We start from the raw sequence: 14,158 nt of genomic DNA on the forward strand, positions 1-14,158 counted from the left end.
CATCGGATTGGGGGATCTTGCGGCCGCACTTGGCTCGGCGACGGAAACAATTCCGCCGGGTGCCGTGTCCAACCGGCGGAGCCGGTTACAGGGAACGACGGCAACTGTCTGTTCAGTGGAGAACCGAGATACCCGGCCTCATTGCTGCTGTCGCGATGTCGCGTTTCCGTGTCGAGCAGCAGCCTGTGCAAAGCAAATATGCCACTGAAGATCTGGAGGTGCTGAAACGCAGTGAAACTGAAAACCCTCATGAGTCTCAGTCTATGGCCAACGGCGCGCGCTGGAAACTGGTTTTAAGGATAGGAGCAGGATCTCGCCCCCGCGGTGTTGGAATCTCCGTGAGCGCCCACAATGAGGTCCGCAGCGGGATTGCATTCGGATTTGATTGTGCAAGGCGAGCCCGTTGCAGCGCGTTTCGCGGTATGGTGGCTTGTCTATGTTACAGTGATGACATAAAACGTTACCGCCGTCGCCAAGGCGCGTGTCACCCCCCTCAACATCGAATTTCTAAAAATTCAATGCCAAGAGAAGGAGACATTTATGTCCATTTCACTCGAAAGTTTTGACAACAATCAAGCCGCTGCCATCGTCAGCAACGACGTGGCTGCCCGTGTCCGGGCCGCCCGCGAGGCTGTCGGCTACAGCATCGAAGACCTTGCTGTTACTTGCGGCCTCGCCAACGTCGAAATTAGTGAAATTGAAAGTGGCTTGGATCAAAATCCAGCAAAGCTGAAGCGTATCGCATCCGCGCTGCAACTGCCGCTTTCGGACTTCTTGACCGTGGAAATCTGACGGACAAGCCGACCGGTCCCGCCGCGCGGGCCGGTCGGAAGGTCTCGCGGTCTCCGAGCGCCAATTATTTAGGTCATTCCGATCTTTCACAGCAACATCGTCCTTGTCCCGGGTTTCATGACCGACCGCGAGTTATGGTCGGACATGCTCCGTCGGCTGCCGACGAGCGGCCAAATCGTCCATGTCGATCCGACGCGGGCGCAGTCGATCGAGGAAATGGCTAGACAGGCACTGGTCGACACGCCAGAGCAGTTCATCCTCGTCGGCTTCTCCATGGGAGGCTACGTTGCGCGTGAAATGGCACGGCTTGCACCACAGCAGGTGTCGTCGCTTGTGCTGATCGCTACCTCCGCGCGGGGAGATGGGGGAATTCAAGCTCGGCGCAGAGCGGCAGTCTCCGCCTTCGATCCCGCCACGTTCCGGGGGCTTAGCCATGCTTCCCTCCGCACCTCTGTTCACCCGGATCGAGAGAGCGATATTGAATTGATCGATCGGATCCATGCGATGAGCGTTCGCCTCGGTGGCAGGGTCTTCCAGCAGCAGACAATGTTTCACCGCGATGGCGATCTTGAACGTCTCGGCGAGATCCGCTGCGCTACGCTGATCGTAGCGGGAACACAGGACCGCCTCCGCAGCATCGAGGAGGCCGAAGAACTGCGCGATGGCATCCCTGGCGCAGTCATGGAATTGGTCCAGGCCGGGCATATGATCCCGATGGAAGCGCCAGAGGAACTCGCGGCGATCCTAGTAAGCTGGTTCCAGGGGCGCTTGGCTCAATAGGTGGTGAGTGCGCTGGAAAAGCGAGGGTGCGTCTGCCTGCCAGGCGAAGGTGCTCGTTCAAAATCCTGTTGTTGAAATCGTCGCGCGAGCTTTGAGCGTGTCTGTGTCAGGCCTCTTCAGTCGCTCGAGCAATGCTCGGAAGGCCTCCACCGCTCTTCTCGATGTTTCCTGCGGGTCCTCCGAGTTGGCGATCCACAAGGCAGCATGGCTGCTGGCACCGTTGATCAGGCGCGCAGTCGCTTCTTCATCGACGTCGATAATCGCTCCATCCGCCTTGAGTTGGCTCAGGCTCCGACTGAGGGCCGCGATACAGCCGTTGGTGCTTGGCCACTGAGATATGTCGCCGAGGATGGCGGGGCCGTCGCGAAACATGATTCGTTGGATTTCGGGCTCGAGTGCCATCTGAATATAGGCCACGCACTCATCGACGAACCCCTCCCAACGCGTTGGTGCTCGTGACGAGACGCTGTGCAACCGCGCCGTCATCTCGGCATCCAGCTCTTGAATCACGGCCTGCAGCAACCCCTTTTTGTCTCCGAAGTGGTGGTAGAGCGCGCCACGCGTCAATCCCGCGCCTGCCGTGAAATCATCCATTGAGGATTGGGCATAGCCTACCGTCCCGAAGGCGTGCCGGGCAGCGGCAAGCAACTTCGCGCGTGTCTCGGCGATCATGACCGGGCGCGGCTTGCTCATGGAATCTCCTTCTTCACATACGACGCGTATTTTATTTGACATACGCGACGTACGCAACTACCGTCCACATACGCCACGTATGTGAATGGGCGTCCCAATGACGAAGGAACACCTTATGTCTAATCCTTACAGAGAAATATTCAGCGTGCCGGGCGTGAAAGGTTTCTCCGCCGCGGGCTTTTTCGCTCGCTTGCCTATTGCCATGGCACCGATCGGCATTGTCGCCATGCTGTCGCAGACACGCGGGGAGTATTGGACCGCGGGCGCGGTTTCAGCAGCTTTCGCCCTTACGAATGCGCTCGTCTCTCCCCAGATCTCGCGAATGGTCGATCGGCTCGGCCAGTCGGCGGTCATAGCGCCGACCACCGTGGTCTCGGTCCTGGCTTTTATTGCTCTCATGGTGGGAGCGAACCAGGATTGGCCAGCGTGGGCGCTGTTCGTGTCGGCCTTTTTCGCGGCGGCGATGCCAAGCATTCCCGCGATGCTGCGGGCGCGCTGGACAGAGCTATTCCGCGACCGTCCCGAGTTGAACACGGCCTTCGCCTTTGAGTCGGCAGCAGACGAACTGGTTTACATCGCCGGCGCGTCGCTCTCGGTCGGGTTGGCGGTCGCGCTGTTTCCGGAAGCCGGTATGCTGGTCAGCACCATTTTCCTTGCGGTCGGAACAACTGCCTTCGTGCTGCAGCGGTCGACTGAACCGCAGCTACGTCATCTGGAGCGCGGCGTTTCCCAAGGATCGGCAATTCGGCTGCGACCGGTGCAGATCATAACGCTCGCCCTGGTATTCGTGGGCTCGATGTTCGCTACGGCGGAAGTCAGTGCCGTTGCGATCACGAAGGAGCTCGGGCAGCCAAATGCTGCAAGCCTTGTCATCGGCGTCTACGCCATCGGGTCGTTCGTCGTCGGGCTGGTCATCGGTGCCCTGAATCCAAGCATGCCGCTGCAGAGGCAGCTGCTGATCGCGGTCAGCGTCCTTGCCGTGACGGCCCTGCCGCTGCTTGTCGCCGATACGGTACCGCTCCTGGCCCTCGCCGTCTTCGTGAGCGGCATCGCCATCTCGCCGACCTTCATCACGGCTTTTGGCTTGATCGAGCGCCGGGTTCCGGAAACGATGCTGACCGAGGGCGTTACGTGGGTGATGACCGGCATTGGAATTGGCATGGCGCTCGGGGCTTTCGTCGCGGGCTGGGTAGTCGATAATTTCGGCGCGCAAAACGGCTTCCTCGTATCCGCATTCGCCGGAGTGGCATCCGTGGCGATCATCGCCTTGGGTCAGCGGATATTGGCCGGAGGCAGAATGGAGGCCGCGGAGGGGACGCTGCCCCAACCCGCAGAGTAGGAAAGAGCTCGACGCATCGATGACGGGTCATCAAGCTCAGCCGTCCTCCGAAAGTGGGGCGGCAAGCGGTCAGGAGTGGGTGTGTAGGATCGGCAACGCGACGACCGGAGACTGTGCTTCCCGGCGCCTGCAGCCGCCGTCACCTTGCGGCCAGAAGGCCTTCGACCTGCCTGATCAGTTCGGGGCCGTCGAAGGGTTTTGCCAGGCGAGGCAATGCACGAAACCGCTCCGGTAAGTCCGACACCGTGTAGCCCGTCAGCAGCAAGACGGGCACCCCGCGCTCCAGCAGTTCATCGACGAGTGGATAGACAAACTCCCCGCGCAGATTCAGGTCCAGCGTGGCGACTTCGAACTTCTGTTCGCGCGACGCGATGATCGAACCCTGCAACGTCGTAAAAGGGCCTACGACGACGTAGCCCGCCGAGACAAGGTCGTCTTCGATCTGCAATGCCACCAGGAATTCGTCCTCGACGACGAAGACCCGGCATCCCTCGGACCCTGTCATTCGGTTCCCCTGAGATAGGGCACGTCGATCGTGCAGTTCAGCCCTTGCGACGCAAACTCCAGGCGGACATCGCCGCCGAGATCGGAAGCGAGGACCCGTTCGAGAAGCAAGCGGCCGAAACCGTTGCGGCTTGGCGGCGAGACGGGAGGACCTCCCGTCTCGCTCCAGCGGATGCAAAGCCGGTTCTCAGTCGGGTCGACTGTCCAATCGACACTTACGCGACCGGCCTTAACGGACAACGCGCCGTGCTTGGCGGCGTTGGTGGCAAGTTCATGCGCGGCCATACCGAGCGTCAAGGCATGTTTTGGTGGCAGAGTCGTTGGTGGACCGTCGAGAGAGATGTTGTCCACGTCCTCATTTCGATAGGGAGCCAGTTCATCGGAGAATATCGACCGCAGAGAGACACCCGACCATCTCGCTTCAGCAAGACGTGTGTGTGCCTGTGCCAACGCCCGAATGCGGGCATCGAACGATCGCTGTGCATCGCGCGCGTCCGGGTTCGTCGAAAAGGACTGCCGTGCGATCGAGTTGACGGTGGCCAGCGTATTCTTCACGCGGTGGCTGAGTTCAGCGACAAGCAAGTCCCTCTGCGCCTCGGCCTCCTTTCGCTCGGTGATGTCCATACAGATGCCGGCCAAACGCTCACCCGCCGCGCTTTCTGGGGGCGAAAACCTGCCAAAGGCTTCCATCCAGCGTATCGTTCCGTCGAGCAGGCGCATGCGATAGGCGACATGATAGTCCTCGCGGGTCGCGAGGGCTCTCTCGATCGCCTGTTCGACGGCCGGAAGATCGGCGGGATGAATATCACGCTTGAAATCTGCAAATGTCCCCTCGAATGTTCCCGGTTCGAGATGATGAAGCACCTCAAGCCCGGGTGACCAGATCACCCTGCCGCTCTGCAGGTTCCACTCCCAGGCGCCCATCCGCCCTGCATCGAGAGCCATTTTCAGCCGGCCCTCGCTTTCTCGAAGGGCTTCTTCGGTCTGCTTGCGCTCCGTGATGTCGATGAAGGCGGCGACGGCGCCGGTCACTTCTCCGAGTGCGTTTCGCATCGCGGTGGCGTTGCCGAGCAGATGGCACGATTTACCGTCATCGAACCGGATCTCCTCTTCGAAGTTCTCGACCTCTTCTCCGCGTGCCGCGCGCTGCACGGGCATTTCATCGGCCGACAGCATCCTGCCCGCCGAGAAAATCTGGAACCCGGAGGGCTGCTCATCAGCGGGCGCCGAAAACGAAAGGTTCGAACCTGGCGGCAGGTCGAGCAGCTCGTATGCGCTTCGGTTACCGTCAATGACACGGCAGTCAGGCGTTCGTGTTATCCATATGGGGGTCGGCACCGCCTCCATAATGGCCTGCAGTTCGGCTGCGCGTGCCCGCTCGTTGGCCTCGTTGCGTCGCAGTTGCTCCTCCGCGAGATGCCTTGCCCGTTCGGCCCGGATGCGTTGGATGCTGAAACCGAGCTGGCGCGCGATCGTCAGCCCGAGGCTGATCTCCGTCTCGCCAAACACATGAGGCTTGTCGTAATAGGCCATGAACTTGCCGATCAGCTTTCCTCCGGCAATCAAGGGAATGAACCCAAGTGCGGCAATACCTTCCGATGCAATTGTCGCTCTGAGGTCGTCGGAAAGGTCGGCTCCAGTCACGTCTTCAACAAAGATCGGATCCGGATCCCGCACGTCCGGACTCCATGGAGAATGGCCATCGACGGCATGACGGTAATGTTCTGACAACCCGCTCCAGGCGACGAAGCGCATCGTATCGGACTGGTCGAACAACAAGATCGACGCGCGGCTGCAATTGAGGGCCGCTCTGATGGCATCCAGCGCCGCGTCGTAGACCTCTTCTATGCCCTTGGCGCGATGAAGTTTTTCGGTGAGGAGGTAGAGCGAAGCCTGTTCACGCAGGCGCGTTTGCAACGTTTCTTCGGCTTGCTTGCGTTCCGTGATGTTGCGGGCGATTTTCGAGGCGCCAATTATGCGGCCCGTTGCGTCGCATACGGGCGAAACGGTGAGCGAAATATCGACAAGGCTTCCGTTCTTGCGCTGACGTTTCGTCTCGTAGTGATCGATGCGCACACCATTGCGGATGCGATCAAGGATCGTGGGCTCCTCGTTTTCATGGCCGGGCGGCATCAATATCGTGATTGGCTTCCCGACGACTTCGTTGGCGGTGTAGCCAAATAGATGTTCTGCTCCCTTGTTCCAGCTCGTGATAATGCCGTTCAGATCTTTACTGACGATGGCGTCGTCGGAGGACTCGACAATCGCTGCGAGATACCGGGAATCCAGTTCAGCCTGTCGACGGCTTTCGGCTTCGCGCTCTGTCTCCTCGCGCAGGATAGTCTCAGAGCCTTTTCGTTCGCTGATATCGACGAGGAGATTGATTGCCCCCGTCATCGTCCCCGACCTGTCAAAGATCGGTGTTGGGTAAGGAAGGATCGGCACCATCGTTCCATCCGGCCGCACAGCCACAATCTCGTGCCCCCTGATCGCCCGCTCTTGCTTGAGCGTCTGGGCCATCGGACACTCGTCATGGGGCAGAGTTGACCCGTCTGCGCGTCGCAGCTCCCAACTGACGCACCAACGATCCTTGCCGAGCCTGGGTTCCGTGCCGGCGAGATCCGCGGCTGCCTGATTGAAGTAGGTAATGATCCCGGCTCGGTCCGTGGCGTAGACCGCCATCGGCAATGCGTCCAGCACCGCCCGAAAATCCGTCGAAGCCAAAGCACCGATCTTGCTTGCCAAATTTTTCGGCAGTGCCTCCGCGCTGCACATAGGTCCCTCCGCAAGCGCTCGCTGACACCGGGAAACGCGGCACGGGCAGGTTTGTTCCGGACAGGTACGCGCGCCATCAACCTGCGAACCCCCAAGGTGACACGGTAGATCCGCGGCAAAGCTGATGTTAGGTTCGCCCGCCGGTGGAGTGGAGACTGGCAGTATCCGCGGAGGAGACCGAGTAACTAAATCGGAGATGTTTTCATGAGCAGAACTGTGCTGAACGCCGTGGGCAAGTCGCTGTACTACAGCGGAAGTTCGACGGCATGGTTTTCCGCCACCGGGTCGGGCCCCACACTCTACGGGACAGCCGGCAACGATTCCATCTGGGGCGACAGTTCCGTCAATGTCACCATGATCGGGGGCAAGGGCGACGACATCTATTATCTCTATTCCGGGATCAATCGAGCGTATGAGGCGGCGGGCGAGGGTGTCGATACAATCAGCACCTGGATGAGCTATACCCTGCCGGACAATTTCGAGAACCTGACCGTCACCGGCAACGGGCGATTTGCCCTTGGTAATGATGCCGACAATATCATCACCGGCGGTTCCGGCAGTCAGACGCTCGATGGCAGCGCCGGCAACGATGTGCTGCGAGGCGCAGGTGGCGCCGATATCTTTGCCTTCACGCGCGGCAACGGTAGCGACCTTATAACCGACTTCAACTTCGACGACATCGTCCGCCTCGAGGGCTATGGGTTTACCTCCTTTTCTCAGGTCCAGGCCAATCTCAGGCAGGAAGGCGCCAACTTGCGGCTCGACCTGGCTAACGGCGAGAGCCTTGTTTTCGCCAATACGACCGCCGACCAATTGCAGGCGCAGCAGTTCAGATTGAGTCTCGATCGTTCCGCGCTGACACAAACGTTTTCCGACGACTTCAATACTCTTCAGCTTCATGACGGCGCGAGCGGTATCTGGGACGCCAAATTCTGGTGGGCACCCGAAAAGGGAAGCACACTTGCGGGTAACGGCGAACTTCAGTGGTATATCAACCCGGCCTATCAGCCCACGGCTTCCGCCAATCCGTTTTCCATCAAAAACGGTGTCCTGACGATCACTGCGGCGCCGGCATCTGACGCCATTCAGGCCGAGATCAACGGCTACGACTATACCTCGGGCCTGCTCACGACCCATTCGTCCTTTGCCCAGACTTACGGCTACTTCGAGATCCGCGCCGACATGCCGGACGACCAAGGCGTATGGCCGGCATTCTGGCTGCTGCCGGCCGATGGCTCCTGGCCGCCGGAACTGGATGTCGTGGAGATGCGCGGGCAGGACCCGAACACGGTCATCGCCACCGTCCATTCCAACGAGACCGGCTCGCAGACCAGCATCGCAAGCGCCGTCAAAGTGGCCGACACCAGCGGGTTCCACAAATACGGGGTGCTTTGGACGGAAGAGGAAATCGTCTGGTATTTCGATGACGCCGCGATCGCACGCGCCGACACGCCCTCGGACATGCACGATCCCATGTACATGCTCGTGAACCTCGCTGTCGGGGGCATAGCGGGCACGCCCGCCGACGGCCTTGTCGACGGGGCCCAAATGAAGATCGACTACATCAAGGCCTATTCGCTGGACGCCGACTGGCATATCTGAGTGGCGCCGTCGTCTACTGCGTGTTTCCTCAAATCGTAGCCGATTTAAGGATAAAAACATGCAGCAATTCAAAATGCTACAGCGTCCTTTGCGCGTCTGATAGGACGCGCGGCGCTGTAGGCGGAGGCCGGCAAGGCTGCGGCCTCCGCCGCAATCGTTATTTCTGAATGCAGGTGTCGACGGTATCCTTGGTGCATTCGTCGAGGCCGGTGAACACCGGGTCTTCGACCGGCTTGCCGGCGATCAGGTCCAGCATTACCGCCGGCGCCTTGTAACCCATCTCGAACGGCCGCTGGCCGACGAGCGCTGTTACGAGGCCCTCGCGCGCGATCGCGACTTCGTCGCCGATGGTGTCGGCGGCGCCGATGACGAACTCGTTCTTGGCGATCTTGTCGGCCATCGGCTTGAACAGGTCACGATAGGGTTGTGGTGCACCGAACAACGGCCAGCCGCCCATGATGCCGAAGGCATCGAGGTCCGGGTTGGCCGCCAGGATATCGGTCATAGCCTGGACGCCCTTGGCGCCGTCGTCATTGGTGAAGACCGGGCAGCCGGCGACTTCGGTCCAGCCGCCTTCACCCTTCAGCTCTGCGAGACCCTTTTGGCCGGTCAGAGTGTCGCGCATCCCCTGTGCCCGGCGCAGAATATTGTCCGCGCCCGGATTGCCTTCGATCGTGCAGATCTTGCCGCCATTCGGCTTGGCCTTCTTGATGTAATCGGCGATCCGCGCGCCCATCAGGTAGTTGTCGGTGCCAAGGTAGGTTTTGCGCAGTGCCGAATCCTCGGCGGCCAGGTCGGCGTCAAGCGTCATCACCGGAACCGAAGGGTTGGCGGTCTTCAGCGTTTGGGCGATGAGTTTTGCGTTTGACGGCGAGATGGCAATGGCGGCCGTTTCCGCCTTGCCCAGCATATCCTGGACGATCTGCGCCTCGCCAGCCTCGTCCGACGTCGATGCCGGACCGGTGTAGAAGCACTCATACTCCGAATCCGGGTTTTCGCTGTTCCACTTCTGGCAACCCTGGTTGATCGCTTCGAAGAACGGATTGTCGAGGCCCTTCACGACGATGACGAGCTGTTTCTTCTGGGCCATGGCCGTTCCGGCGCTGAGTGCCAAGACGGCAACGGCAAGCAATAGTGCCTTCCTCATTCCTTCCTCCCTTGAAACAAACGGGCACCCACGTGCCCGCCACACAAATCAACCCGGATACCAGACGATGCGCGGATCATCCCGCGCACGCTCGTACTGCCAAGCCGAGTCGATAAGCCTTTCCGTGTCGTACTCAGGTTGCCAGTTCAGCAGGTACTTCGCCTTGCTGTTGTCCATCCAGTTCGAGTGAAACTGGCTTGCTATGTCGACGGAAGCGAGGCCGCGGGTGCGGGCGAGATATGCGGCGACTTCGCCGTAGTCGACCGGCCTGTCCATTGAGATATTGAAGAGCTGCCGCGTCGCGCGTGGATTGTCGATCGCCGCCAATATGGCGGAGACCAGATCGTCGACATGCACGAAATTGCGTTTGAGCGGCCGCCCGTCGGCATCGCGCAGCAGCGGCACCGTGCCGTCTTTGGCGTAGCGCTCCGCGTCAGCCTGCGGAACGAGGCTCTTCCACACCGGGCCGCCGAAGACGTCGTCGCCGAAAGACAGCGTGTATTTGAAGTCGTCCTTCTCCATGATCCACGGCGCGCGCAGGCAGCAGCCGTTGAGGCCGTACTGGATGCCGAACTGCTCCAGCATCACCTCTTCGAGCACCTTCGACAGCGCGTAGCAGCCGGGATACGCCTGATGCGATACCTTCTCGGTGATCGGCCCGTCGTGGCGGTAGTAGAAATGGCCGATGCCGGCGTCGCCGCCGATGAGGATGAACTGGGATGCGGCTGCACTCGCGCGGAACTCCTCCAGCAGCCAGAAAAGCCCCTTGACCGTGACGTCGATGACGTCATCGGGCGTTTCCTTGCAGGTGGCGAGGTGGACCACATGGGTGACGTCGGCGAGCGCGTCAGACACGACGCGCCGGTCGGCGATGGATCCGCGTGCCAACTCGACCCGGTCGGTTTCCGGACACAGGCGATTATGACAAAGCGCACGGATGCGCGCCTTGGAAAATCGCGGATCGTCAAGCAGCCCAGCAATGAAGTGCCGCCCGACCTTGCCCGTTGCACCGGTAACAAGGATCAGCATGCTCTTGCTCCCCTTTTTAAAGCTAATATCCGCGAGCTTCGCTCGTCAACGAGTATTTGTAATACAAAATGGAATCTTGGCCGCCTGGAGCGACTGAATCGCAGGACAATCGATTGACGGTGCCGTAACGTTTTGCGTAAATTCGCTAAATCGCTCTTCCGGGGGAGGAAATCCGGGAAGCGGGATCGCGACGGCTCCGCATCCGGGGTGAAGGGTTTGGAGCGGCCGCAAGCCTAAGGCTATCGGGAGGATAGAAGGCCGTGGCGGTTCTCGAACTCGCCAACATTTCCAAACATTTCGGCGCGATCCAGGCGGTCAGCGACGTTTCGCTTTCGCTGGAAGCGGGGCAGGTCGTGGGCCTGATGGGCGACAACGGCGCCGGCAAGTCTACATTGGTCAAGATGATCGCCGGCAACTTTCGGCCAAGCCACGGCACCATGCGCCTCGACGGCGCGGAGCTGGTGCTTCACCGACCCGTGGAGGCGCGCAAATACGGGATCGAGATCGTCTACCAGGACCTGGCGCTCTGCAACAACCTGACGGCAGCGGCAAATGTATTCCTCGGACGCGAACTGCGGCGCGGTCTCGGTCCGGTGCGCATTCTCGACCACAAGACAATGTACAAGCGTGCCGGCGAAATTTTCAGGGAGCTGAAATCGGAAACGCGACCGCGTGATCTCGTCAAACAGATGTCGGGCGGTCAGCGACAGGCAGTGGCGATCGCCCGCACGATGCTCTCCGAGGCAAAGATCGTGCTCATGGACGAGCCCACCGCGGCGATCTCGGTTCGTCAGGTGGCGGAAGTCTTGAACCTGATCCGGGAACTCCGGGACCGGGGCATTGCCGTCATCCTGATCAGCCACCGCATGCCGGACGTCTTCGACGTCGCCGACCGTGTCGTCGTGATGCGGCGGGGCCGAAAGGTCGCAGACAAGCCGATTACCTCAAGCTCACCGGAAGAAGTTACCGGACTAATTACCGGCGCGATCGAACAAGTATGATCGGACTACAGCGCCGCGCGTCTTATCAGACGCGCAAAGGACGCTGTAGCACTTTGAATTGCTGCATGTTTTTATCTTTAAATCGGCTACGATTTAAGGGAACATGCAGTGACCGCGAAGAGAGACGAAGGTCGACGATGGCAACAACGCTGGAACCGACGATAGAACACAGGCAGCAAACCTGGCCGGCGGCGTTACTCGCGAGCCAGACGTTCTGGGTGCTGATTGCGGTGATCTTCGCCTGCATATTTTTGTCTTTCGCCACCGACTCCTTCGCCACAGCGAAGAATCTCTACAACATCACCCGCAACGTGACCTTCGTTGCGATCATCGCGCTCGGTATGACCCTGGTCATCATTACCGGCGGCATCGATCTCTCCGTCGGATCCGTGCTTTGCCTGTGCAGCATGGTGCTCGCCGTCGTCATGCATGCCGGCTACAGCATCGAGGTCGGCATCGCCGCTTCGATCGGCACCGCGCTCCTGATCGGCGCCTTCAACGGGGTCATGATCGCCTACCTGGGGTTTCCGCCCTTCGTGATCACGCTCGGCATGCTGTCGATCGCGCGCAGCCTGGCGATGGTGGCGTCCAACAATACCGTCGTCTTCCAGTTCGGGCCGGATCATGACAAGTTGCTGGCGCTTGGCGGCGGCGCATGGTTCCTCGGCATCGCCAATCCGGTGCTCTACATGATCGCGCTGGCGCTGCTTACCGGTTTCGTGCTGCGCTGGACCAAGTTCGGCCGCTACGTCTTCGCCATCGGGGGCAACGAGCAGGCGGCCACGCTCACGGGCGTTCCCGTCAGAAGGATCAAGGTTGCCGTCTACATGATCTCCGCGCTCGCGGCCGGGATCGCCGGTATCATCCAGACCGGCTGGCTCGGCGCCGTCACCACGAACATCGGCGCGGGAATGGAACTCCAGGTCATTGCCGCGGCGGTGATCGGCGGCGCCAATCTCGCCGGCGGCGTCGGCACGGCCTCCGGAGCGCTAATCGGTGCGGCGCTCATCGAAGTGATCCGCAACAGCCTTGGACTGCTCGGCATCAATGCCTTTTGGCAGGGCACGTTCATCGGCGGCGCCACGGTGCTGGCCGTCCTGTTCGACCGGATCCGCAACTTCCGGCAAAGCGAATAAGCGCCGCTTGGCCGGAAGCTGCCGCCTCAGCCCTTCACCAGAATGCGCCGCATCTCTTCCATCGCGGCATCGAATTGGGGATCCTTTCCTGCCGCATAGGGCAGGCTGAATGGCACCGGAATGTCGGGATCGATGCCTCGCCCTTCGAGCCGCAACCCTTCATCTATGACGGCGTCGGAGACTGCCAGTTCCAGCAGGCTGTCGTCGGGCAGCAGATAGGCGCGGCCGGCGAGCAGAGCACCGGCCGTTCGCGCTCCGACCAGCGGGACTCCGTTCGCCTTCAAGGCAAAAGCGAAGAGTTCCAACCCGCTCCTGGCGCCTTCGTCGATGATCGCGACCACCGGCCGACGCCAGCGCACGTTGGCGAGCGTTTCTTTGCCCCCTCGCGAGATCAGGCGGAAGGTCGGCGTGTCGCCGACGAAGAGCTCCGCCGCATCGGCCGGCCCGCCACCCCACCGGCCGCGCAGGTCGACGATCACACCGTCGGCATCCTTGAGGCGCCCGGTTGCAAGCTCGCGGGCCACGATGTCGAGCCCATCGGCCGTCGAGAGCGTCCACAGTCGGAGATAACCGATCCGCCGTCCGTCATGCTCCGTCACCTTTACGCTGCTCTCGATCGCCCTCTCGAAAGTCCGCAGCGGCCTCAGTCGCTCGACGGCAACCTTGACGGCGATCGGCGCCGCGCCCGGCTGACGCCGCAACCGAACTTCGACGCTTCGCCCGACCTTGTCTCGAAAGGATTCGACTTCGCGGTAGGGGGCGCCATCAACCGAGAGGATCTCGTCGCCAACGAGAATTCCCGCGCGATCGGCAGGCGAGCCGTCATAGACATCGGTGACGAACCGCGGGTCATTGCTTTGCGTGACCATGCCGATGCCGGCATAGTTCACTTCGCCATCCGGCGGGAACAATCGCCGCATGTCGTTGCGGACGGCAAAGCGGAATATATCGATGAGCTCGAAATAGTCGATCGTATCGCGTCTGAAGCGGGCGGTATGCGACGCACCGAGGCTGGCGAGGACGGTATCGATTGCCCTGTCGACCTCAACCTGAGAACTCTTGGCGGTTAGCGGCACATCTTCGATCTCCCGGCGCACCGTCGCGACGAACCGGTCGAGCGCCGATGCGTCATGAAAATTGTCGACCGCGAGCTCGACCGCCCGATCGAAGACCGGCTGTCCCGATCGAGGCGGCTCGAGGGCGAAGGCTCGCCCGGATGTGAAAAATAGCAAAAGTATGAGAGGGAGGGAGCCGACCGTCCTTGCGCGCATGGGCCGATTTCCGTTTCTGTTTCGGCCAGTATCGGCGAAACCGCGGCTGGATTGCGACGCCCGCAAACAACATTCCGTGAGTGTCGGGC

12 protein-coding genes are annotated in these 14,158 nt (G+C 60.8%); 6 read left to right on the forward strand and 6 right to left on the reverse strand.

Annotation, left to right across the window (positions count from 1 at the left end; translation table 11 throughout):
• The first annotated feature begins 540 nt into the window (after window positions 1-540).
• Both RB548_RS27520 and RB548_RS27525 read left to right on the forward strand, forming a co-directional pair.
• On the forward strand, window positions 541-792 hold the full coding sequence (locus RB548_RS27520) for a helix-turn-helix domain-containing protein (RefSeq protein WP_331376919.1): 252 nt from the start codon (window positions 541-543) through the stop codon (window positions 790-792).
• Between the two features lie 144 nt (window positions 793-936).
• Entirely contained in the window at window positions 937-1,572 is a 636-nt protein-coding gene (locus RB548_RS27525) for an alpha/beta fold hydrolase (protein WP_408642483.1), read from the forward strand.
• Between the two features lie 57 nt (window positions 1,573-1,629).
• On the opposite strand, the gene RB548_RS27530 is transcribed toward RB548_RS27525, so the two are convergent.
• Complete coding sequence (locus RB548_RS27530; RefSeq protein ID WP_331376920.1) at window positions 1,630-2,265, reverse strand: TetR/AcrR family transcriptional regulator; 636 nt, start codon at window positions 2,263-2,265, stop codon at window positions 1,630-1,632.
• 115 nt (window positions 2,266-2,380) lie between these two features.
• On the opposite strand from RB548_RS27530, the gene RB548_RS27535 reads away from it, so the two are divergent.
• Window positions 2,381-3,604 carry an MFS transporter gene (locus RB548_RS27535; protein WP_331376921.1) on the forward strand — a complete coding sequence of 408 codons (1,224 nt, stop codon included), beginning with the start codon at window positions 2,381-2,383 and terminating at the stop codon, window positions 3,602-3,604.
• Between the two features lie 139 nt (window positions 3,605-3,743).
• Here the strand turns inward: RB548_RS27535 and RB548_RS27540 are convergent, their stop codons facing one another.
• The gene (locus RB548_RS27540) at window positions 3,744-4,109 is read right to left on the reverse strand and encodes a response regulator (RefSeq protein WP_331376922.1); all 366 of its coding nucleotides are present in this window, start codon (window positions 4,107-4,109) and stop codon (window positions 3,744-3,746) included.
• Entirely contained in the window at window positions 4,106-6,883 is a 2,778-nt protein-coding gene (locus tag RB548_RS27545; RefSeq protein WP_331376923.1) for a PAS domain S-box protein, read from the reverse strand. Before RB548_RS27545 ends, RB548_RS27540 begins: the two co-directional genes overlap by 4 nt.
• A 204-nt stretch (window positions 6,884-7,087) precedes the next feature.
• Here RB548_RS27545 and eglC point away from each other — a divergent pair, with 204 nt between their 5' ends.
• Window positions 7,088-8,485: an endo-1,3-1,4-beta-glycanase EglC gene (eglC, locus tag RB548_RS27550; protein WP_331376924.1), complete on the forward strand. Its 1,398-nt coding sequence runs from the start codon at window positions 7,088-7,090 to the stop codon at window positions 8,483-8,485.
• Window positions 8,486-8,642: 157 nt separating this feature from the next.
• On the opposite strand, the gene RB548_RS27555 is transcribed toward eglC, so the two are convergent.
• Both RB548_RS27555 and RB548_RS27560 read right to left on the reverse strand, forming a co-directional pair.
• The gene (locus tag RB548_RS27555) at window positions 8,643-9,632 is read right to left on the reverse strand and encodes a substrate-binding domain-containing protein (protein WP_331376925.1); all 990 of its coding nucleotides are present in this window, start codon (window positions 9,630-9,632) and stop codon (window positions 8,643-8,645) included.
• A 48-nt stretch (window positions 9,633-9,680) separates the two neighbouring features.
• On the reverse strand, window positions 9,681-10,661 hold the full coding sequence (locus RB548_RS27560; protein WP_331376926.1) for an NAD-dependent epimerase/dehydratase family protein: 981 nt from the start codon (window positions 10,659-10,661) through the stop codon (window positions 9,681-9,683).
• 260 nt (window positions 10,662-10,921) lie between these two features.
• Here RB548_RS27560 and RB548_RS27565 point away from each other — a divergent pair, with 260 nt between their 5' ends.
• Both RB548_RS27565 and RB548_RS27570 read left to right on the forward strand, forming a co-directional pair.
• Entirely contained in the window at window positions 10,922-11,662 is a 741-nt protein-coding gene (locus tag RB548_RS27565; RefSeq protein WP_331376927.1) for an ATP-binding cassette domain-containing protein, read from the forward strand.
• Window positions 11,663-11,799: 137 nt separating this feature from the next.
• Window positions 11,800-12,798: an ABC transporter permease gene (locus RB548_RS27570; protein WP_331376928.1), complete on the forward strand. Its 999-nt coding sequence runs from the start codon at window positions 11,800-11,802 to the stop codon at window positions 12,796-12,798.
• Window positions 12,799-12,824: 26 nt separating this feature from the next.
• Here RB548_RS27570 and RB548_RS27575 read toward each other — a convergent pair whose 3' ends face one another.
• Window positions 12,825-14,069, reverse strand: a complete 1,245-nt coding sequence (locus tag RB548_RS27575; RefSeq protein ID WP_331376929.1) for a S41 family peptidase — start codon at window positions 14,067-14,069, stop codon at window positions 12,825-12,827.
• Window positions 14,070-14,158: the final 89 nt, after the last annotated feature.

It is taken from the genome of Sinorhizobium chiapasense, assembly GCF_036488675.1.
Classification (GTDB): Bacteria; Pseudomonadota; Alphaproteobacteria; order Rhizobiales; family Rhizobiaceae; genus Sinorhizobium; species Sinorhizobium chiapasense.